This is a genomic window from Bacteroidales bacterium (genome assembly GCA_029210725.1).
Lineage (GTDB): Bacteria > Bacteroidota > Bacteroidia > Bacteroidales.
This window is the reverse complement of sequence record JARGFM010000036.1, coordinates 13,190-32,858: the sequence shown is the minus strand read 5'-3', so window position 1 is coordinate 32,858 and position 19,669 is coordinate 13,190. Positions and strand designations below refer to the sequence as shown.

The window sequence follows — 19,669 nt, the reverse complement described above, 5'->3', positions numbered from 1 at the left end:
ATCCCCTGGTCCCTTAAAATGGCACCAAGTTCATTGTAAAATACCACCTGATCGGCCGGCTGGACACTATCCATTGCCTGAATCTCCTGTCTCGCAAGTCCAATGTAATGATCCACCTTATCGGTTTCCAGTATGGTCTGTATTGATGCCAGCTTCATGTATATATTGAATATCCGGGAATAATTATGTTCCTTCTTTATTTCGATGGATTTCAACAGGCAGTCGACCGCAGTGTTATAGTTACCCATATCGATATAAACCTGGGCCAGGTTTTCATAGCTGGCCGATACCCCGAACATATGGCCACAGGCACTATTAATATTAAAGGCTTCCTGGAAATACTTAAGCGATTCTTCATTTTCTCCCCTCAGGCTATTGGATATTCCCAATTCATTGTAGGTATCTGCCAGATAAGCGCTATCCAACTTTTCTTCCTGCAGGAGGATCATCTCCTGTATAATCTGATCATGTTTCACCCAATCGCCCTCATATCTGAAATGGATACAGAGCGATGTCAGCACACTCTTTTTAACTTCCAAATCGTCAGTTGTTTCCAAAATATAACGGAGGCTGTCAACTTTTGCCTGATTATTCTCCTGACATGAAACATGCTTCGAACACAACAAGAACCACACTGATATAATGCAGAATATGAAAAATCCAGAATATTGCTTTTTGGGCATACATGCAATATAAGTCAACAATGAAGATAAACCAAACAGGCACAGGTAACAGCATCTGACACGGAATGTCCGCATACTTCAGCAGGAAGGGAACTACTATTGTAAAGATGCGGGTGATTCTTAAGCATGGCTATTTCTTGGCTCTTACCCTCAGTTGGCTCAGCTAAGCCCACATCAGGGCTAAAATGGTTATAGCCCTTATCCTGCCCTCTATATTCAAGCTCGTTGATATTGGATTCCACAACGATCTTTCACACCATTCTGGGGTAATAAATTTTGTGCTCCCGCGAAGGCGCATTGGCGGCAGTTGCCTATTGATCGGCTTTGTTCAACAACCTCCAGTAGAGATCGATTTGCCTGGCCACTTCCAGGAACTTCTCAAAGTCCACCGGTTTTACAATGTAGGAATTTGCGCCAAGCTGGTATGCAGCATGCACATCGGACGATTCAGAGGAAGTAGTCAATACCACTACAGGGATGGTTTTGAATTCCGGATGATTTTTCAGGACTTTCAGAACTTCCAGACCAGCAACTTTTGGCATCTTCAGGTCGAGTAAAATGATTACAGGACGCGGTTCGCCTGCTTCCCATTTTTCAATGAAAGCCAGGGCCTCTTCCCCGTCGCGGGCCACAATTATTGGGTTCTCGAGATTTTGGGACCTGAATGCCCGAAGGGTCAGGTCCAGGTCGACCGGGTTATCTTCTACCAGCAATATGGGTTGGATTTCATTGAATCCTGTCATATGGAAATTTTTTTTGGAATTTGTATAAAAAATACGGAACCCTCTCCGGCCGCGCTTTCCGCCCATGTTTTTCCGTTCATCCTTTGCACTGCTTTAGCCACCAGAGCCAGTCCGATTCCGGTTCCCGGATAATCTTCGGCCCGGTGCAGGCACTGGAAGATTTCAAATATGCGATCGTGGTATTTCTTATCAAAGCCAACGCCATTGTCTTTAACATGGATGACCCACGAATCCGCTTGTTCTTCAAGGCCAATCTCCATGGCCGGATTGGGATTATCACCGGTAAATTTAATCGAATTTTCAATCAGATTCCGCAGGGCAATGGAAAGGCCGGTCGGATCGGCTATAATCTCCACCTCGGGAACGAGCAATTTTACCGAAAAATGATTCGTTTTCAGTTCTTCCTGATAGGTGGTGAGCAGAGATTCGATAAGGGATTTTAAGGCAATCTTTTCCCGCTTGAACCGGCTCCGTTCCAGGCGGGAGTACTTAAGCAGGTCGTCTATAAGACGGTTCATCTGAAGGGTGGAGCTGCGGATGGTCCTGATAAAGTGAGCAGCCTCCTCGTCAAGACTTTCCCCGTATCCGTCGAGCAGCAGTTTACTGTACCCGTCTATGCCCCGCAGGGGTGCTTTCAGGTCGTGGGAAACTGTATAGGTAAAGGTTTCGAGCTCTGTGTTGGCCGCTTCTAACTGTGCGGTGCGAAGCTTCACACGATCCTCCAGCTCCGTGTACAATTGAATTCATTCCCAGAATCCTGGCAGCGCCCTTTTCACCGCTCACCCGGAAACCGGTGGCACGCAGCACTTTTTCAATATACTCTTTCTCTATCTTTTCAAGAGTCTTTAATTCAGTATTTTCCCGCTCAGGTTTCGCAGAGCGAAGGGAAAGACCATCCATCAGGTCAAGCTGGGTACCGTTGCTGATGATAATTGCCCGTTCGATTACATTTTCCAGCTCCCTGATATTACCGGGCCAGAGATACCGGCAAAGGATATCCATGGTTTCCCTGGACACCTTTTTGATCATTTTATTATTGATGCGGTTATACTTTTTTATAAAATGGTCAACCAGTATGGGAATATCTTCGGGCCGTTCTCTTAAGGGTGGGAGGGTGATGGGAAATACATTCAGCCGGTAATACAGATCGTCCCTGAATCTTCCCGTTCTCATCTCCTTTTCCAGATCCCGGTTGGTAGCGGCTATCACCCTGACACCCACATGAATCGGGTCAGTCCCCCCCCAGTTTTTCAATATCACCTTCCTGCAGCACCCGCAGAAGTTTGGGTTGCATCAGCAGGGGCAATTCTTCCACTTCATCGAGAAAGATGGTTCCATGATCTGCCAGTTCGAACTTTCCCTTTTTGTGTTCCACAGCACCGGTAAATGCACCTTTCCTGTGACCGCATAATTCGCTTTCAATCAGGGTCTCCGGGATTGCTGCACAGTTCAGTTTGATAAAGGACTTGTTGCTTCTCTGGCTTAATTTATGTATTGCCCTGGCTATCAGTTCTTTTCCGGTGCCTGTTTCGCCAAGGATCAGGACAGTCGCCATGGTCCCCGATACCTGCTCCACCTTTTTTAAGACGCTTTTAAAGGCGGGATCCTTGGAGATAATGTCTTCGAATCCGGTGGTGGAAGTGATTTCTTCCTGCAGGTACAGGTTTTCCTCCTCCAGTTGTTCCTTCAATAAAGTTAACTCTGCATTCTTTTGCCTGATACTTTTGATCAGGTTCTTGTTCTGCACTTTCAGGTCAAAAAGAGCAACCGCCTCCCGGATGGCTCTGTTAATCTCAAATTCCTTCCAGGGTTTTTCAATGAATCTGAATACGGAACCGTGATTAATGGCTGAGATGGCTACCTCCAGATTGGCATGTGCGGTAAGGATGTTGTAAAGGCTGTCGGGACTGATCTGCTTTGCCTGCATAATAAAATCAAGGCCGGAGATTTCCGGCATCAGGTAGTCCACAAAAATGACTTTGTACTCACCCGATTTGATTTGTTCCAGAGCAGCATCCTTGGAAGTGGTAATAAATACCTCGCAGGCCTCTTTATACATCTCATAAAACAAAAGCAGATTCGTTTCATTGTCATCGATGTACAGAATTTTCTCTCGCGTCATGTGGGTTGCCTGATCCATTCCTTTGGAATTCCGGAGATGCTGTTTACACAAAGATACAATTAATGATATATGGTTCCGGCAGAGGGTCGTTTTTCGGCACTGAAAATCATTGGACTGCTTCTTTCCGGGGCAGGTGCCTGAAATGGAGAATTGTTTTTTTAAATCCGGATACCGAGCATACAAACGTCATCGATCTGTTCATGGCTGCCCCGCCATTTGTCAAAGGCATCTTCGAGCAGCCGTTTCTGCATTTCCATCGGTGCCTCCTGAAGCGACAGCAGCAGTTTTTTTAACCGGCGCGATTTGAATTTTTTACGGTCATTGCCCCCGTATTGATCTAAGTAACCGTCCGAATACATATAGAGGCTGTCCCGTTCTTTCAGCTTCACCACCCGGGTGGAAAAATCTTTTTCCTCCCAGTGTACTCCAATGGGTTGCTTATCCGCCTTTACCCTGTATAATTGGTAATTTTCATTTTCCATGGACAATTTCATATCACTCTCCATATCGCCCTGGTGTTCCTTCATCCGGATAAGAATCAGAGGAATATTTGCACCGGCAAACTGAAGTTCATGATTCTCCCGGTCCATGATGGCAATCGCCATATCCATTCCATCCTTCTGATCGCTGGTGGATCCTTCCTGGGCGAGTATTTCTTTTACTTTGGTACGCAGATGTCCCAGAATCTCGCCTGGTTGCCTGATCCCGAAGGTTCTGAATTGCTCATTGAGCAGTGTTACCCCCAGCATGCTCATCAGCGCTCCGGGAACCCCATGCCCGGTACAATCTGCCACGATAACCACTTTGTATCCTTCGATTTCTCTTGCCCAGTAGAAGTCTCCGCTGATGATATCTTTGGGTTTAAAAATGGTGAAATGGTCAGAGAGTATATTGTCCAGGTAAAGGGGGGACGGAAGTACCGCTTTCTGTATCCTCTTGGCATAAGAGATGCTGTCAGTTATCGCCTGTTTTTGCTGAAGGACCAGCTGATGCTGTTTCCTGATTTTTTCTTCTGCCCTGACATTTTCTATGGCCCTGGCGATATGGTCCGAAACAAAAACCATTAACTCTTCATCCGCACTGGAATATGCATCGGTCCTGTCGTAGCACTGGACAGCCATCACTCCGAAGGTTTTTCCGGCAAGCTTCAGGGGTACACCCAGCCAGGAAGTGGATTGGGAACCAAATAGTTTAATTTCGCCCGATTGATAAAGTTTGTTCATTTCCTCATTGGGAAACCTGACAGGCTTGCCACTCCGCCGGACATAGTCGGTCAGGGTACCGGACAAATCATACATTGTAACTTCTAAAGATTCGTCGTAATCAAAGTTTGCTCCAGCGGTTTCAATGCTGTCAAATTCATCCTTGAAGTAAGGGAAAAAATATTTATCGGTCGATTCATCATGCAGACAAATAAAGAAATTCCTGGCCATGACCAGCTCCGCAAGTATGCCATGTATAGTGGCGACAAATTCTTCAATGTTTGTTGCCGTATGAGCCTCTTCAGAGATCCTCAGAAGAGATTCCCATTTTTTCTCATTGTTTTGATATTTTGCACTCTCGCCGGGGGACATTATTGGAATTTTGTGCAAAGATAAATTAAAAATACCAGTACGGGTCTATCCATACCCTTGTTAACTAAAAAGAGTAATTTTGCAGGAGCTATAAATTGTCTGCTGTAAATAAAAACTGAGATGGCCTACAGACCGCCTGAATTCAAGAGCTTGGAACCGATTGGCCCTGCGTGTAAAAAGACCATTTACAATACGCGGGAGGAGGCCGAAGATATGATCCGGTATATAGGTGAAAACAGGGTAGTCAGAGAACTGCGAGCCTATCAGTGTCCCAGCTGTGGTTTATGGCATCTGACCAGTAAACTAAAATAATGTTATATCTTTCTGACTGTTAATCAAATTGACTATATCAGGACTGTTTTATTAACTTGCATGACAGACTCTGACAATAAACCCTGTTCGTACATGCAACTTCGTATTTCTATCTGCCTGGTCCTGCTCCTGTTGTTCCGGCCCATGGTGTGTGGAGCGCTCTTAGGAGACAGCATTAAAGGGCCCTGTCCGGCACATGCGCATAATGATTATATGCATGAACGCCCCCTTTTTGATGCGCTCGGAAATGGTTTCCGGAGCATTGAAGCGGATGTGTTCAGCCTGGGGGATTCCCTGTACGTGGCGCACGACAGGAAGGATATCAGACCCGGTCGTACCCTCCGGGCGCTATACCTGGAACCACTTGGGGAGTCTTTTGCGGAGGGCCGGCTGAGCCTCTATGATAGTACCTGTCCGCTTATTTTGCTTATTGATATCAAGGACCATGGATTGACTACCTACGGCTTGCTGGACCGCATTCTGAATGAATACAGGGATATTCTCTGCCGGGTATCTCCGGAAGCTTATTACCCCGGAAGTGTGAAGGTTGTTGTCTCCGGGAACCGTCCCATCGGGTACATGATGGAGCAAACAGAGCGATTTGCCTTCGTGGATGGCCGGATACAGGACCTTACGGAAGAATACCCTACGCTCCTGATGCCCCTGATCAGCGACAGATGGACCAAATACTTCTCCTGGAAGGGAAAGGGTGAAATGCCGGAGAAAGAGAGGACACAGCTAAGAAACTACGTGCAGCAGGCCCATGAAAACGGTCAGATGATCCGTTTCTGGGCCACCCCTGATTCGCCCGGGAAAGAACGCTATGCGGTCTGGACAGAATTATTGAAAGCAGGAGCAGATCTGATAAATACCGATGACCTGAATGGACTGCGAGACTTCCTGTCGGCAAGCGGAGATTAGGCTTTACCCCGTTCAGAGATTAAATTTCACTCCGGTCAGTTTCTCCGATTCCTCCCATAATCGTGCGGCATCATCGGGCTTATACGATGCCTCGCTGGATTCGACCAGAACCGGATAGCCTTTTAATTCCCTGTTTCCTCCGGGGCCATAATATTGAGCTCCTTTTACTTCCGGATCGACTGAGGCCCTGATCTGGGGCAGGGCACCCATGGACTGGTCCTGTGCCAGCAGTTTGAAAAGAGGGAACATGATCTTGTACAGAAACCTGCTTTCCAGGTAGCGTGCCAGGTTGGTCATGGCAACACCGGGATGGGCCGCTACGGCAATCGTATCCTTTCTAGCAGCTTCGAGTTTTCTCTGAAGTTCATAGCTAAACAGGAGGTTGGAAAGTTTTGATCGCCCATAGGCTTTCATGGGTTTATATCCCTTCCCGTTTTCAAACTGCAGATTAGAGAAATCCATCTCTCCGTTTCTGTGTGCTCCACTGCTCACGTTCACAAGCCTTGAACCCTGAGTAGCAAGCAGCAGGTCCAACAATAAGCCCGTAAGCGCAAAGTGCCCCAGGTGATTGGTTCCGAGCTGGCCCTCAAACCCGTCTTTCGTGGTAAAATACGGGGTCATCATGATTCCGGCATTATTCAGCAGCACATCCAGTTTCTTATACACTTTCTTAAAGGCAGAAGCAAAGTTCCTTACAGATTTCAGGTCACCCAGGTCCAGCTGCATGACCCGGATGTTTCCCTCGGGAAGCTCCTTTAAAATATCTGCTTTTGCTGCTTCTCCCTTTTCCATGGACCGGCTTGCCAGGACCACTTCGGCCCCTTTGCCGGCAAAGGCTTTGACAGATTCATAACCAAGGCCGCTGTTGCCTCCCGTTACCACTATAATCTTCCCGCTCAGATCGGGCATATTCTCTAAAGTCCAATTCATATCTTAAATCCTTGTTTTGCTGTAATATTCCAGCATACTAACAGCCAATTCCCCATAATGTTCTTAATGTATTTCCCTGTGATAAACTTGAGAGTTTAACTGGTCTTAAATCTGATTATGCCTGTGCTGAAAGGACCTGAGGAGATCAGGCACCCCGCCCCTGATTTGATTCTTATGCTTTAACTCATTATCTTGGGTTAACTGAATATGAGTCTGCATGAGCCCCAATCCCAACAAATTATCCCGTTTCTGGTCAGAATTGAAAAGACGAAGGGTAGTTCATGTGACATGGGTCTATGGCTCGGCTTCGTTTGTGCTGATTGAGCTTATCAATAATCTGAGTGAGCCGCTGAACCTTCCCGGGGGCTTATCCACCATCGTGATTATTTTACTGGCAGTGGGGTTTCCGCTGGCTGCGATCCTGGGATGGATCTATGATCTGACACCGGAAGGTATTGAAAAAACCCGTCCTTTAGAAGAAATAGAAGAGGGGGAAACGAAGAGTGTTCCCAATGCATGGAAAATTGCTACCTATGCGAGTTTTATGGTCATAGCCGGATTGATCCTGATGAATGTATTGCAAGGCCCGGCAAAATTGCATGCCGGTGATATCCAGTCGCTCGTTATTCTTCCGTTCGATAACTATACCGGAGATACGCAGCTGGGAAATATGGTAGAGGGTATGCACTCACTTCTAATAGGTGATATGGGGCGTGTCAGCAACCTGCGGGTTATCGGAAAAACCTCCTCCGGGGTGTTTGAGAAAGCAGAAATGACCGCTAAGGATATTGCTGGTGAGCTGGGTGTGGATGCCGTGGTGGAGGCCAGTGTGATGTGCCTGGGTGACAGTATTTGTATGCAATTCAGGCTGGTTAGCACAAACGGAGATGAAAAGCAACTGTGGGTAGGCGACTATAAAGAGGATAAAAGCCAGATCCTGAATATGTATAACAGGGTCACTAAAAAGATTGCTGAAGAGGTTCTGATCCAGCTGACCGAAAAGGAGGAAGTGATACTGATCAGGGACAGGTCCGGGGACGGGGAAGCTATAGATGCCTATATTAAAAGTTATAAACACTGGGGAGATCTGGGCCCGGATGCCCTGAATGAAGCTGAAGAGATATTAAACCAGGCCATTGAGAAATACTCTGAATGGGCGCCGCTTTATTCAACGATGGCACTTGTTTGGATTGGAAGAATGCAAATGGGCATGGTGGAAATCCAGGCGGGTTTAGAGAAGGTTTATGAGAACCTGGACCAGGCCTTTGAACTGGATCCCGATTTCCCGGATTCCCATTTTTGCGTTGCTGTAATCTCCACCTGGTACGAATGGAACTGGGAAAAGGGGGAGAAGGAATTCCTGAAGGCTCTGGCAGTTAACCCCAACCATGTCATGTCCAGAATGTACTATGCCCATTTATTGATGATCCTTCAGCGAATGGCTGAAGCAACGACCCAGGCCGAACTGGCCCTGGCCCTGGACCCCATGAATCCATTGATCCTGGCACTTTATTCTGTGGTCCAGAAAGGTGCCGGACAGGACCGGGTTGTGCTGGAATCCATTAAGAAAGCACTTCGAATTGATCCGGACCATTCCTTTACACATTACCAGAGGGAAAATGCTTACTACAATCTTGGAGAATACACAAAAAGCCTTGAAATTCAACAGAGTAATTTATCCGCCTCACTTTCTGGGGAGCCTGATCTGGACCTGATTTCCATATACAGGGATTCCGGAAAACAGGTAGCTTATGAGGAAGTCGTGCGACTGAAAGAGCTTTGCGGCGAAAGGTATTCCTCCAGGCCCATTTCATTGGCGGTGGACTATTACCGGATCGGGGCTCATAGGAAAGCCATAGATGCGCTTGAAAAGGGGCTTGCCATACACAATCCCAATATGCCCTATATCGGAACAGGGGGCAGATTTGAAGCCTTGCATGACAGCGCCCGTTTTCTGGCCGTCCTGGACAGCATGAACCTGCCTCATCCAAGGCATAACTGATTTTATTTCTCTGTAATCCCTGGATCAGTCAGCGGGCTCAGCTCCACCTTCCGGACAAAAACTTCTGCTGCTTCCGATTGTATCTGGATTCGTCCCCTGGCGGGCCTCACTGCGGTGGCCTGATTAACCAGTATCCCGTTCAGAAATACGGTGATCTGATCCTCAAAGGCGATGCACTCCAGTGTGTTCCACTCTCCGGCCGGCTTCTCCACATCCTGTCTGCCGCGGAAGCCAAGCACATCTTTCCATTCCGGATCGCGCCCGTACCAGTTGATGCGTCCTTCTGTGATGGTCCGGGGATGTCCACCCTCCCGGGTGAAAAAGTGGTTCCCCTGTGGATCGGATCTTACATTTGAGGTAAGCTGAAACTGGTCGCTTCCATCCCCCACGACGATGAAATCCCCGGTACCTCCTTCGATCATCTGGCATTCAATCGAATGCATCCAAATCCCCTGAGAGCCGCCGTCTTCACCCAGGGAGTGCAGCAACAGGCCACAATCACGGGCATTTTCCAGCCGGGGCTCATGGGTCAGTTCGCCCCACTTGAATTCCAGCACAATTTTATAGTTTTCATACTCCTCATTTGTGGTAATGCAGCCCCACTCTTCTCCGGAAATCCTGATCATCCCGTCGATTACGGTAAATACCTCTTTGGGATCCTGATCTCGCCCCCGGTCCTGGAGGAAGGTATACCACCCGTTCAGACTTCGGCCGTCGAACAATTGTATCTGTCCGAAGCTTTTTGCCCCGGCTATCGCCATAATAATTAAGGCCAGAAAGGCAGATGTTTTCGTTTTTTTCATCGTCAGCAGACTTGTGTTTACAGATTAAAGTTACGAAAGCTTCACTAATGGACAATGGTACTTTTCGTAGCTCTCCAGATCCCTGTTGATAAACCACAGGGAGGTGGTCCTGACACACAATTATGTGTAATTATGACACAATAAGTCAGAACTTTTATTATCTTGAAAGCCTAAAGTATTGTATTCGCTTTGACAAATATAATTTATGACATAACAAGCTTTTAGATGGATTGATAAATAAATGATTATGAAAAGAAAGAATGACAACAGTATGGACAGGCGTAAATTTTTGGGCCTCTCTGCTTTAGGCCTGACGGGCCTGACTATTCTTCCCAGTTACACCATCAATGGAATTCGCATTGCGCCCAGCGACCGGGTGGTCCTTGGATTCATTGGTGCAGGTCAGCAGGGATTAAATGATTTCAGGGGCTTTTCGTCGGTTCCAGGTGTTCAGGTTGCAGCCGTTTGTGATGTGGACAGCATGAAACAGCTTCGTTTCAAGAAACTGATCGAAGCCTGGCAAAAGGAGAAGGGAATGGTGGAGCGTTGCGATATGTACGAACGCTATGAGGAGATCCTGGAACGGACCGATATCGATGCCGTTGAAGTGGTAACTCCCGACCACTGGCATGCCTTGCAAACCATTCATGCCTGCCAGGCAGGGAAAGATGTGTATGTGCAAAAGCCTCTTTCTTTTACCATTCAGGAGGCCCTGAAAATGAAAGATGTTGCCGACAAGACCAGAAGGGTGGTCCAGGTGGGAAGTCAGCAGCGCTCCAGTGCTGAATTTCAAAAGGCCATAGAACTGGTACAAAACGGCTCCATTGGTCATATCGAAAAGATATATGCAAAGGTGGGCGATCCGCCCAAACCCCTGGATCTTCCCGAGATGCCTGTTCCTCAAAACCTTAACTGGAACCTCTGGCTGGGACCCTTAGATGATGCGAATATTCATTATCATCCGGACCTGTGCCCGCCGATCAGTCTGGATCCGCCCGAGAATGAGAAATTATGGGGAGCCTGGCGCTGGTACCTTGAAACCGGAAATGGCTACACGGCCGACTGGGGTGCCCATATGTTTGATATCGCCCAGGCCGCTATCGGGATGGATGGATCCGGTCCCAGCGAGATTATCCCGAAAGGCTACAAGGGACAGGAATACCTGACCTTTAAATACAAGACCGGTGTGGTCATGACCGAACAGCCTTACCTGGAGGACATGCCCGGTGCCCAGGGAATTAAATTTATAGGAACTGATGGATGGATTGAAGTGGCACGAGGCTATATCGGCTGCTCCAAGCCAGAACTTATTCCTGCGGAAATTGCCGGTATGAGGCCCCGTCAGATGTCCAGGGAAGAAAGGAGAAAGATGTGGGAGGCCATGCAGAAAGCCGCCGAGCAGGGAGGTGGAAATGCCTATGAGCAGCGGGCAGCGCACATGTTTGATTTCATAGACAGTGTTCGTTCGCGCAAGGATCCCATTGCTCCTATCGAGGTGGGTGCCAGCACGGCAATCGCCTGTTGCCTGGGCAATATGGCCACAGAACTTCAGCGACCCCTGAAGTGGAACCCGGCCACCAATCAGTTTGTGGATGATCCGGAAGCGGCCGGTCACCGCCTGATGCATTATAAGTACAGGAACAACTATAAACTCTAAAAGAGTTCCGGTCAGTGTAAAGCCTTCTCCTTAGGGGGGAGGCTTTACTTTATAAAACACTCAGACTTCCGCTCTGCCCAGCTTATTGTAAAGCCATGCAAAGAGCCAACCCCCGATGAGTCCGTAAATAAAACCCCACAGCAGCCCGATAAAAGCCCCCCACCAGCTCACGGAATAGCCAAAACACAAACCCTGAAGTTTTACTAGCTGCCGTCCTTCATAGCTGAAAATGACAAACACGAAGGTTACCACAAGGATAGCTGCACCCAGCAATATGCCGGCCGATAATGCAAAAGCTCTTTTGTCGAGTTTCATTCCTTTGGTTTTGAGTTAGAAAACACTTATTGAACGAATAACTATACAAATCTAAGCTATAATTACTTACCTGTCAATCCGTGCCTGGTTTTTGGAGTTCCCCCCATATTTTCTTTTGATTTTCAAGTTTTGTAGGCTGGGCCTGTAGTTCAGAAGATTTTGATATGATATGCCCGGAAAAATGGGGATAGTTTCATTCCTGCAATCAGGGCCATTGAATTTGGAATTTTCGAGGTGGCAGATCATGAAAGGGATATTTTTTATCCGCTTATTAACCTTTTTTGATATTCTATAGGATATCATATATCTCCTGAGGGTTATTTATTATCCATAAATGCACCGATATTGTTATATATCTTGATAATTTTTACCCTTTTGAAGATAGTGGGCCGGTTTTCATATGTTTGGGTCTTGCTAAATATTGGGGTAGGTCCGGGTGCCTGGTTCAGATCATCGAAGGGATATATTATTTCATTTCTTCTGGCGCCATAATGGTGCTTATCCGAATATCCGGCAATTTGAGCATCTGGAGAAAGTGAATGAACCGGGATTGATCAATATGGAGGAAACCAACCGTTCAATTTTCTCTGTTCTCCAGCCGGTATTCATCTTTTTTCTTGCTTTCCCGGATCATATCCTCCTTGTTGTCTATGACAGGTGATTCTTCCGGAGCCTTCCAGTCGAACTCCTCATCAAAGGGATCCAGGTCTTTCTGAGGATTGAGAAAGCTAAACAGAATTTTCCTCGTGCTCCTTCTTGCTTTTTTTGCGCCTCCTGATCAGGATCGCAAATACGATTAACAACAGGGGGAATACAATATAGACCAAGATATTACCTGTCGTGAATTCCATGGGATCACGCCCTGTGGGATAGTGGGTCGGTGTTTGTGCATATACAACGGACATATATATAAAGCAATTAAAAGGCAGAATTGTTCAATGATCTGAACCAGTTTCCCTCCCGTTCTGAAGGTCACTTTTCTTTGCCGGAGTGATGCTTGAAGTGCTGCAGTCTCTTTTTCTCTTCCAGATTGTCTTTTATTTTTAAAATAAGCCCTACAATAAGAAACAGCAGGATAAGACCGCCCAGACTAATCAGAAATACAATCATAAATTTCTGATCGTCCCGAAACACCAGATAAAAAACGAAGGCAAAGGTGATGATTCCGATGATGCTTAAAAAAAACTGTCTGATCTTTTCTACCATAATGTGGTGTAAATAGTTCCTTTCAACATGGATATCGCCGGTTGAGGCTGCCGGGCATCTTGGGTCGATGGTTTATTGCAATTTACCGCCTTTTGCCTTGCAAGTCAAATGAAGGATCAAAAACTATTTTCACTTCCGCTTGTTATGAGTAATGTCCCAGGTACTAAAGGACTGAATTTCCCGGATATGAAAGATCAGAAGACAGCCATAGTATTGGGAAGCACTGGATTGACAGGAAGCTTGCTTGTAAAAAAATTAATTGCAGATGACCGCTATGCAAGCATAAAACTATTTTCCAGAAGGGCTTCCGGAATCCGCTCTCCCAAAGTCAAAGAGCATCTGGGCGATGTGCTTCAGCTGGAAGACTTCCAGGAAAATTTCAGGGCCGATGAGGTTTTTGTCTGTGTGGGAACCACTTCGGTGAAAACCAAAGACAGGGCGGTCTACCGCGCCATTGATTACGGGATTCCTGTGGCCGCCTCCAGACTGGCCCGAGTGAACAGGATACCCACTATGGTGGTGATCTCGGCGATTGGGGCGAACCCCGGAAGTAAAATCTTTTACAGCAGGACCAAAGGAGAGATGGAGCAGGCTGTTTTGGATCAACAAATCTCCCATACCTACCTTCTGCGTCCTTCACTGATTTTGGGACAAAGAGAGGAGAGGAGGTTCGGAGAGAGCCTGGGAGCAGTCCTGCTGAAACTGTCCCATCCCTTCCTTCTGGGAAGGTTCAGGAAATACAGGGCCATTGAGGCCTCCTGCATAGCCGCTGCCATGATTAATCTGGCCACATCCCTGCCCGACATGCAGATTGTACCCTCGGATATCATTCAAAAAATGGGAAAAGACTGATGAATCGAGCCATATTGCTAGCTAAAAGACCAAAGGGAAAGCCCCTGCTTTCGGATTTCAAATTTGTCAGGGAAGCCATGCCGGTTATACGTGCAGGGGAAGTCATGTTAAAGACAGGCTTTGTGTCTGTGGACCCCTATCTGAGAGGCCGGATGAACGATGCGAAATCCTATGTGGCTCCGTTTGAACTGGACAAAGCCATTCGCTCCGGGGTAATTGCTCAGGTGATTGAATCAAAGCACCCCGGATTTATCGAAGGGGATTATGTTTCCGGAATGCTGGAGTGGAAGGAATATCTGGCATCCGATGGTCAGGGTCTGCATAAGGTGGATGCGGATAAAGCCCCGCTTTCCGCTTATCTGGGAGTTTTGGGAATGACGGGTCTTACGGCCTACCTGGGTTTGTCCGAAATCGGGAAGCCAAAAAAAGGGGAGACCGTGGTGGTTTCTGGCGCTGCAGGTGCAGTGGGGAGCGTGGCAGGCCAGATTGCGAAAATCCGTGGCTGCCGCGTGGTTGGTATCGCCGGATCGGATGAAAAGGCCGGGATGCTCACCTCTGAATTCGGCTTTGATGCAGCTATCAATTACAGAAGCACCCGGAACATGAGAAAAGCCATAGCCACTGCCTGTCCCGATGGAGTGGATGTGTATTTCGATAATGTGGGAGGTGAGATTTCAGATGCGGTCCTGGTGAAAATCAATCGCTTTGCCAGAATCGTGGTATGCGGGGCCATTTCGGTTTATAACGCAAGCTCTCTGCCCCAGAGCATTAGCGTTCAGCCATTTCTGGTACGCAACAGTGCCCTGATGCAGGGGTTTATTGTAAATGATTATGAGGCTGGATTTCCCGGAGCCTTGGTCCAATTATCGGGCTGGCTGACCGAAGGTAAACTGCGGCATGCAGAAACCCTGGTGGAGGGTTTTGATTTGATCCCGCAGGCTTTCCTGGATCTCTTTGAGGGCAGGAACAAAGGTAAGATGGTCGTTAAAATATGAGTATTCTATGGCAGAGCCACCCAAAAGAAAGATCACACGCGAAGGCCTCCGAAACTCCTTAAAACTATATAGTTATATACGTCCATTCCAGGGGGAATACCTGCTGGGCATGTTCTTTCTGCTGGGATCCAGCCTTACCAGCCTGGCTTTCCCCAAATTGCTCGGAGACCTGGTGAATTCCGGAAATGAAGGTTCGCTGGAGCAGGCCATCAATCAAACTGCGCTTTTACTCGGGATCCTTATCCTCATCCAGTCGGTATTTTCTTATTTCCGGGTGATTCTCTTTGTGAATGTCACTGAAAAATCCCTGGCATCCTTAAGGGGTTCTACCTATAATCATCTTATTAAACTGCCCATTCGTTTTTTTGAACTTAGACGAGTGGGTGAGCTTAACAGCCGGATCTCTGCAGATGTGGCGCTGCTGCAGGAAACGCTGACCACCACCCTGGCCGAGTTTATCAGGCAGATCGTTATTATCATCGGAGGGACCGTCCTGCTGGCCCTCACCTCGGTGAAACTGACCCTCTTTATGCTGGCCATCCTGCCACCCATGATGGTGCTGGCCAGGATATTCGGACGATTTATACGCCGGTATTCCAAAGAGGTTCAAAAACAGGTTGCAGAATCCAATACGGTTGTTGAAGAGACCCTGCAGGGCATCCAGAGTGTGAAGGCTTATACCAATGAGTATCTGGAGATGAACCGTTATAAAAAGCTTACCATCGAGATAGCGGCCCTGGGGATGAAAAGCGGCAAATACAGGGGAGCCTTCTCTTCCTTTATCATCTTTGGAATTTTCGGGGCGATCTCTGCGGTGGTATGGCAGGGGTCGCGCTTAATGGCTATGGGCGAACTGGCTTCGGGCGATCTTTTCTCCTTTGTCATTTATTCGGTGTTTGTAGGAGGAAATATCGGAGGACTGGCCAACCTGTTCACCAATATTCAAAGATTCATCGGGGCCACCGAAGACCTGTTTGAACTCTTTGACGAAGGGGAGGAAAAGCTGGAAGAACCTGGTGAGATCAGAGAAGAATTCCAGCTGGAAGGCAGCATTCAGCTGAAAAACCTTAGTTTTTCCTACCCTTCCAGGCGGGAAGAGGCAGTGCTTCAGAATATCAGCCTGAATATCGATCCCAATCAACTGATTGCTTTCGTGGGTTCCAGCGGCGCTGGAAAAACCACACTGGCCTCCCTGCTCCTGATGCTCCATTATCCGGAAAAAGGAGAGCTGTTCTATGACGGCACCGACTGCCATGACATTCCCCTATCTGTGTTAAGGAGTCAGATCTCTCTGGTTCCTCAGGATATTTTTCTGTTTGGAGGGACCATCAAAGAGAACATAGCTTATGGGAAACCCTCGGCTACCGATGAGGAGATCCTGGATGCCGCCCGGCAGGCCAATGCCATGGAGTTTATTAACAGGTTCCCTGATACACTGGATACCCGGGTGGGAGAACGGGGCACTCAGTTATCCGGCGGACAACGCCAGCGCATTGCCATAGCCAGGGCCGTATTGAAGAATCCCAGGATCCTGATACTCGATGAGGCCACCTCTTCGCTCGACTCGGAATCAGAAAAATGGGTGCAGGATGCACTGGAGAAATTAATGGTGGGTCGGACTTCCATTGTCATTGCTCACCGGCTATCCACCATTCGGAAGGCAGATAATATTGTGGTGATCGATCAGGGGAAAATTGCTGAGCAGGGCACCCACGTGCAGTTGATGAAATTAGCTGACGGCATCTATAAAAACCTGAGTGAAATGCAGTTCGGGGTGTAAGCGGGCACCTTCATTTTTGAATATCCTCCTGGCAGTCTCCGGATTGCTACAAGCATAAGGCCCGGGAATTGCTCCCTGAGGATACTAATCATTTCCTTGAAACGTTTAACTCTTAACAAACTCATTAAAAATCAAAACAAGCGAAATGAAGAAAATTTCATATATTCTGGTACTTACATCTCTTTTTGCGTTTGTTTTTTCATCCTGCGAAAAAGATGATCCTGATGCTGAATTTATTAAGGGAGAAAATGCCGTGATTGCAGACCATACCATCGCTTTCGAAGATATCCTCCGGTCTGTCCCGGATGAATATATTAATGCAGCCCGCGAAAATCTTCATATTGCTTATCAGCACACCTCTCATGGTACACATGTCTCTTACGGCATGTTCGGGTTGCCGGGCTACAAAGCAGGGGATGCGGACAGGTATGCCATAACGAATAATAATCCGCAGGCCGGAAAACTTGACTTCAGAGACAATGTCCTGGCAGCTTATGCCGCACCGGGGGTTAGTGCGGCTGATCTTAGCCAGAATGAAACTGCATTTATTCAGGCCACCCGGAACTACCTGGATGACCTGGACAATTCAGAAATAAATGTGGTGATGTGGAGTTGGTGCAATATTGCCGGGCATGACGTCGAGGGTAATTACCTCCCGGGAATGCAGACTCTGATCAACGAATACGGCAAAGGCGGAAGCAAGATTGGTACCGGGAACGGACAAAGGGAGAATTCCGTGAGCTTCATATTTATGACGGGCCATGCCAACAAAGATGATAATGTGGGCGACGGGAAGCCGAAAAACCAGGCAGATCTGATTCTTGATTACTGCAGGGATAACAATTTTTACTGTCTGGATTACTATGGCATTGATACCCATGACATGGATGGAAACTACTGGGAAGATGCCGGTGATGATGGAGACTCTTCCACGGGAGGTAACTTCTATGCAGACTGGCAGAACAGCCATAGCGTTGGTGCCGGCTATTACGAAAACAGAACATCCCCGGGTGGTTCGGTCTCTTACGGAGCGCACAATTCACAGCATATAACGGCCAATCGCAAGGCCTATGCCATGTGGTATGTTCTGGCCAGTATTGCTGGCCGGGAATGAGGATCTCTTTCGTACTTGCGAATGCTCCTAAAGCGCATTCAGGTCCCTGACAAAGCCTTCAATATCCTCTTCTCCGAATCCTTTCTGTTTGGCCGCTTCTTCCAGGGTGCCCCATATGGGTTCGCCGCAGGCAATGCATTTGATCCCCTTTTCGCTAAGGTAACGCACCGCAGCCGTTTTCTGGTTTACAAGGTCCTCGATCGTTATGTCTTTCGTAATTTTCATGTTCTGCAAGCCAAATTTATGACTTATTCTGTGATTCGAAAAGGGCCTTCTCCGGGTACCTGTTCACCGGTCTGTTTCCTGTTTTGAAAAAATGGAAGGCCGCAATCGGGCTGGTGAATGAGACCTCAAAAAGCCTGGATGCTCTGGTTTCCTTGCTGACCGCCTATATCCGGGATTATAAAAACGATTACAACTGGTAAGCCCGGGATTATCTTTTATATTTTCTCCGGGAGGCTTTCAGGGTTTTCCTGCGCTGCTTTTTACTCTTTTTTGCTTTATAGAATCCCCTGTTCTTATAAATCTGCTCTCCTTCCATAAGCAGCAGTCCACGTCTCTGTTCTTCAACTGAGATCTTCTGTGTGCTGGTACAGGATGGCCCGGCTGACAGCACGAGCAAGGCCAGTCCTAATAAAATAGTTCTGTTCATAGGCCGGGTTTTAGTGGTCCGATTCGATGGAATTTTTTCTTCATATATAAGGACAGCTAACCAGGAGAAAGGGTTGCACCGTTTATATTACCGGGATTTCTGAGCTGGGAGTCAGCTTCAAATCACTACACTGTGACAGCGTTGCTTTTTGTAAGCCTATCCGGGAACAGGAGGATTATTCTAAAGGCTTCCCGCAGGTGGGACAGAATTTATATCCCAGTGCTTTATCAAATTCATGTCCGTTCTCACAGGTGAGCACCTGCTTTTCGGCGTGAACATCGGTCAACACCCCGTATATGTGGCTATTGAAAGTTGTACTCCCTTTGTATCCGGTGATTAAAAATTCGATACTCTGAGTCTTTCCGATCCGGAGCAACTCCAGGAAGCTGTCATGGGGGCAGTATAATTCGAGGGTGAGTTTTCGCCCCTCCTTCTCAACTTCTGCATGCAGTATATTCTGCCTGGCCTTGATCCATAGGGTATTGTAAGATTCCGTTACCCCGACTCCATTTCCTTTAAAAAGCTCTGCGGCCTCTTGCTGATCAAATGAATACACCCAGTCTTTCGGATTACTTTTAAACAAATCTACTCCGGCTGAAACCTTTTCTCCGGCCGAATGGCTGAAGAAGCGGTTAATATGGGCATTGTTAAATCTGATTTTTTTGCCCCAGATGGTCTTTGCAAACTCCTCATTGCTCCGGAGTACAACACTTTCGTGAGCACCGGCACATTTTTCCTGTGCACTTACAAGCATCAAGGTGAGTTCTTCTTCAGTAATAACCTGCGAATATGCTACTGCTGAGATACTCAGGAATAGCAGGAAAACAAGATTTTTCATAATGCATGGCTTTAAATGTTTTCACTGTGAAAGTATAACGGACTTTTCAGGCATTTATGATTTGCATGGATTCAATGCAAGTTACATCCCTGGGGTGCGGATGTCAATCGAGTCCAGAATTCATTGAAAAATTACCGGGGGAGACAGTGTCTCAGCAAAGATATCCCGCT

General features: G+C 47.4%; 21 protein-coding genes. 8 read left to right on the top strand and 13 right to left on the bottom strand.

Annotation, left to right across the window (positions count from 1 at the left end):
- From P1P86_14900 to P1P86_14875, 6 genes are all read right to left on the bottom strand, one after another.
- Nucleotides 1-539 (bottom strand): tetratricopeptide repeat protein (locus P1P86_14900; protein ID MDF1576474.1); only part of this gene is annotated, 539 nt, incomplete at its 3' end.
- Between the two features lie 455 nt (nucleotides 540-994).
- Entirely contained in the window at nucleotides 995-1,426 is a 432-nt protein-coding gene (locus P1P86_14895; protein ID MDF1576473.1) for a response regulator, read from the bottom strand.
- Nucleotides 1,423-2,139: an ATP-binding protein gene (locus P1P86_14890; protein MDF1576472.1), complete on the bottom strand. Its 717-nt coding sequence runs from the start codon at nucleotides 2,137-2,139 to the stop codon at nucleotides 1,423-1,425. Before P1P86_14890 ends, P1P86_14895 begins: the two co-directional genes overlap by 4 nt.
- A complete protein-coding gene (locus P1P86_14885; GenBank protein ID MDF1576471.1) occupies nucleotides 2,027-2,680 on the bottom strand; it encodes a sigma 54-interacting transcriptional regulator in 654 nt (217 codons plus the stop codon). The genes P1P86_14890 and P1P86_14885 overlap by 113 nt, the downstream gene beginning before the upstream one ends.
- Nucleotides 2,658-3,566, bottom strand: coding sequence for a sigma 54-interacting transcriptional regulator (locus P1P86_14880; protein MDF1576470.1), 909 nt, complete (start codon nucleotides 3,564-3,566; stop codon nucleotides 2,658-2,660). The genes P1P86_14885 and P1P86_14880 overlap by 23 nt, the downstream gene beginning before the upstream one ends.
- 140 nt (nucleotides 3,567-3,706) lie before the next feature.
- Entirely contained in the window at nucleotides 3,707-5,122 is a 1,416-nt protein-coding gene (locus tag P1P86_14875) for a SpoIIE family protein phosphatase (protein MDF1576469.1), read from the bottom strand.
- 120 nt (nucleotides 5,123-5,242) lie between these two features.
- Here P1P86_14875 and P1P86_14870 point away from each other — a divergent pair, with 120 nt between their 5' ends.
- Both P1P86_14870 and P1P86_14865 read left to right on the top strand, forming a co-directional pair.
- A complete protein-coding gene (locus tag P1P86_14870; protein MDF1576468.1) occupies nucleotides 5,243-5,434 on the top strand; it encodes a hypothetical protein in 192 nt (63 codons plus the stop codon).
- A 93-nt stretch (nucleotides 5,435-5,527) separates the two neighbouring features.
- Nucleotides 5,528-6,355 carry a phosphatidylinositol-specific phospholipase C/glycerophosphodiester phosphodiesterase family protein gene (locus P1P86_14865; protein ID MDF1576467.1) on the top strand — a complete coding sequence of 276 codons (828 nt, stop codon included), beginning with the start codon at nucleotides 5,528-5,530 and terminating at the stop codon, nucleotides 6,353-6,355.
- 12 nt (nucleotides 6,356-6,367) lie between these two features.
- On the opposite strand, the gene P1P86_14860 is transcribed toward P1P86_14865, so the two are convergent.
- Entirely contained in the window at nucleotides 6,368-7,285 is a 918-nt protein-coding gene (locus P1P86_14860; GenBank protein ID MDF1576466.1) for an oxidoreductase, read from the bottom strand.
- Nucleotides 7,286-7,502: 217 nt separating this feature from the next.
- Here P1P86_14860 and P1P86_14855 point away from each other — a divergent pair, with 217 nt between their 5' ends.
- Nucleotides 7,503-9,287, top strand: a complete 1,785-nt coding sequence (locus P1P86_14855; GenBank protein ID MDF1576465.1) for a hypothetical protein — start codon at nucleotides 7,503-7,505, stop codon at nucleotides 9,285-9,287.
- Nucleotides 9,288-9,289: 2 nt separating this feature from the next.
- Here P1P86_14855 and P1P86_14850 read toward each other — a convergent pair whose 3' ends face one another.
- Nucleotides 9,290-10,090, bottom strand: coding sequence for a DUF1080 domain-containing protein (locus P1P86_14850; protein ID MDF1576464.1), 801 nt, complete (start codon nucleotides 10,088-10,090; stop codon nucleotides 9,290-9,292).
- Nucleotides 10,091-10,337: 247 nt separating this feature from the next.
- Here P1P86_14850 and P1P86_14845 point away from each other — a divergent pair, with 247 nt between their 5' ends.
- On the top strand, nucleotides 10,338-11,747 hold the full coding sequence (locus P1P86_14845) for a Gfo/Idh/MocA family oxidoreductase (protein MDF1576463.1): 1,410 nt from the start codon (nucleotides 10,338-10,340) through the stop codon (nucleotides 11,745-11,747).
- Between the two features lie 60 nt (nucleotides 11,748-11,807).
- Here the strand turns inward: P1P86_14845 and P1P86_14840 are convergent, their stop codons facing one another.
- Together P1P86_14840 and P1P86_14835 are read right to left on the bottom strand one after the other, a co-directional pair.
- A complete protein-coding gene (locus P1P86_14840; GenBank protein ID MDF1576462.1) occupies nucleotides 11,808-12,062 on the bottom strand; it encodes a hypothetical protein in 255 nt (84 codons plus the stop codon).
- Between the two features lie 972 nt (nucleotides 12,063-13,034).
- Nucleotides 13,035-13,268, bottom strand: a complete 234-nt coding sequence (locus P1P86_14835; protein MDF1576461.1) for a hypothetical protein — start codon at nucleotides 13,266-13,268, stop codon at nucleotides 13,035-13,037.
- Between the two features lie 186 nt (nucleotides 13,269-13,454).
- Here P1P86_14835 and P1P86_14830 point away from each other — a divergent pair, with 186 nt between their 5' ends.
- The 4 genes from P1P86_14830 (at nucleotide 13,455) to P1P86_14815 (ending at nucleotide 18,009) form a co-directional block, all read left to right on the top strand.
- Entirely contained in the window at nucleotides 13,455-14,120 is a 666-nt protein-coding gene (locus tag P1P86_14830) for an NAD(P)H-binding protein (protein MDF1576460.1), read from the top strand.
- The gene (locus P1P86_14825; GenBank protein MDF1576459.1) at nucleotides 14,120-15,115 is read left to right on the top strand and encodes an NADP-dependent oxidoreductase; all 996 of its coding nucleotides are present in this window, start codon (nucleotides 14,120-14,122) and stop codon (nucleotides 15,113-15,115) included. Before P1P86_14830 ends, P1P86_14825 begins: the two co-directional genes overlap by 1 nt.
- Nucleotides 15,116-15,122: 7 nt before the next feature.
- The gene (locus tag P1P86_14820; protein ID MDF1576458.1) at nucleotides 15,123-16,895 is read left to right on the top strand and encodes an ABC transporter ATP-binding protein; all 1,773 of its coding nucleotides are present in this window, start codon (nucleotides 15,123-15,125) and stop codon (nucleotides 16,893-16,895) included.
- 145 nt (nucleotides 16,896-17,040) lie between these two features.
- Nucleotides 17,041-18,009, top strand: coding sequence for a hypothetical protein (locus P1P86_14815; protein MDF1576457.1), 969 nt, complete (start codon nucleotides 17,041-17,043; stop codon nucleotides 18,007-18,009).
- A gap of 27 nt (nucleotides 18,010-18,036) precedes the next feature.
- Here the strand turns inward: P1P86_14815 and P1P86_14810 are convergent, their stop codons facing one another.
- The 3 genes from P1P86_14810 to P1P86_14800 all read right to left on the bottom strand — a co-directional run bounded on the left by P1P86_14810 (nucleotide 18,037) and on the right by P1P86_14800 (nucleotide 19,499).
- The gene (locus P1P86_14810; protein MDF1576456.1) at nucleotides 18,037-18,234 is read right to left on the bottom strand and encodes a hypothetical protein; all 198 of its coding nucleotides are present in this window, start codon (nucleotides 18,232-18,234) and stop codon (nucleotides 18,037-18,039) included.
- 208 nt (nucleotides 18,235-18,442) lie between these two features.
- Complete coding sequence (locus P1P86_14805) at nucleotides 18,443-18,661, bottom strand: hypothetical protein (GenBank protein ID MDF1576455.1); 219 nt, start codon at nucleotides 18,659-18,661, stop codon at nucleotides 18,443-18,445.
- A 175-nt stretch (nucleotides 18,662-18,836) separates the two neighbouring features.
- Complete coding sequence (locus P1P86_14800) at nucleotides 18,837-19,499, bottom strand: hypothetical protein (protein MDF1576454.1); 663 nt, start codon at nucleotides 19,497-19,499, stop codon at nucleotides 18,837-18,839.
- Nucleotides 19,500-19,669 lie beyond the last annotated feature (170 nt).

Bases quoted from the DNA above. Each gene is read 5' to 3' on its own strand.
- P1P86_14895 (MDF1576473.1), bottom strand. From the start codon at position 1,426: ATGACAGGATTCAATGAAATCCAACCCATATTGCTGGTAGAAGATAAC.
- P1P86_14880 (MDF1576470.1), bottom strand. From the start codon at position 3,566: ATGGATCAGGCAACCCACATGACGCGAGAGAAAATTCTGTACATCGAT.
- P1P86_14875 (MDF1576469.1), bottom strand. From the start codon at position 5,122: ATGTCCCCCGGCGAGAGTGCAAAATATCAAAACAATGAGAAAAAATGG.
- P1P86_14870 (MDF1576468.1), top strand. From the start codon at position 5,243: ATGGCCTACAGACCGCCTGAATTCAAGAGCTTGGAACCGATTGGCCCT.
- P1P86_14865 (MDF1576467.1), top strand. From the start codon at position 5,528: ATGCAACTTCGTATTTCTATCTGCCTGGTCCTGCTCCTGTTGTTCCGG.
- P1P86_14860 (MDF1576466.1), bottom strand. From the start codon at position 7,285: ATGAATTGGACTTTAGAGAATATGCCCGATCTGAGCGGGAAGATTATA.
- P1P86_14855 (MDF1576465.1), top strand. From the start codon at position 7,503: ATGAGCCCCAATCCCAACAAATTATCCCGTTTCTGGTCAGAATTGAAA.
- P1P86_14850 (MDF1576464.1), bottom strand. From the start codon at position 10,090: ATGAAAAAAACGAAAACATCTGCCTTTCTGGCCTTAATTATTATGGCG.
- P1P86_14845 (MDF1576463.1), top strand. From the start codon at position 10,338: ATGAAAAGAAAGAATGACAACAGTATGGACAGGCGTAAATTTTTGGGC.
- P1P86_14840 (MDF1576462.1), bottom strand. From the start codon at position 12,062: ATGAAACTCGACAAAAGAGCTTTTGCATTATCGGCCGGCATATTGCTG.
- P1P86_14835 (MDF1576461.1), bottom strand. From the start codon at position 13,268: ATGGTAGAAAAGATCAGACAGTTTTTTTTAAGCATCATCGGAATCATC.
- P1P86_14830 (MDF1576460.1), top strand. From the start codon at position 13,455: ATGAAAGATCAGAAGACAGCCATAGTATTGGGAAGCACTGGATTGACA.
- P1P86_14825 (MDF1576459.1), top strand. From the start codon at position 14,120: ATGAATCGAGCCATATTGCTAGCTAAAAGACCAAAGGGAAAGCCCCTG.
- P1P86_14820 (MDF1576458.1), top strand. From the start codon at position 15,123: ATGGCAGAGCCACCCAAAAGAAAGATCACACGCGAAGGCCTCCGAAAC.
- P1P86_14815 (MDF1576457.1), top strand. From the start codon at position 17,041: ATGAAGAAAATTTCATATATTCTGGTACTTACATCTCTTTTTGCGTTT.
- P1P86_14810 (MDF1576456.1), bottom strand. From the start codon at position 18,234: ATGAAAATTACGAAAGACATAACGATCGAGGACCTTGTAAACCAGAAA.
- P1P86_14805 (MDF1576455.1), bottom strand. From the start codon at position 18,661: ATGAACAGAACTATTTTATTAGGACTGGCCTTGCTCGTGCTGTCAGCC.
- P1P86_14800 (MDF1576454.1), bottom strand. From the start codon at position 19,499: ATGAAAAATCTTGTTTTCCTGCTATTCCTGAGTATCTCAGCAGTAGCA.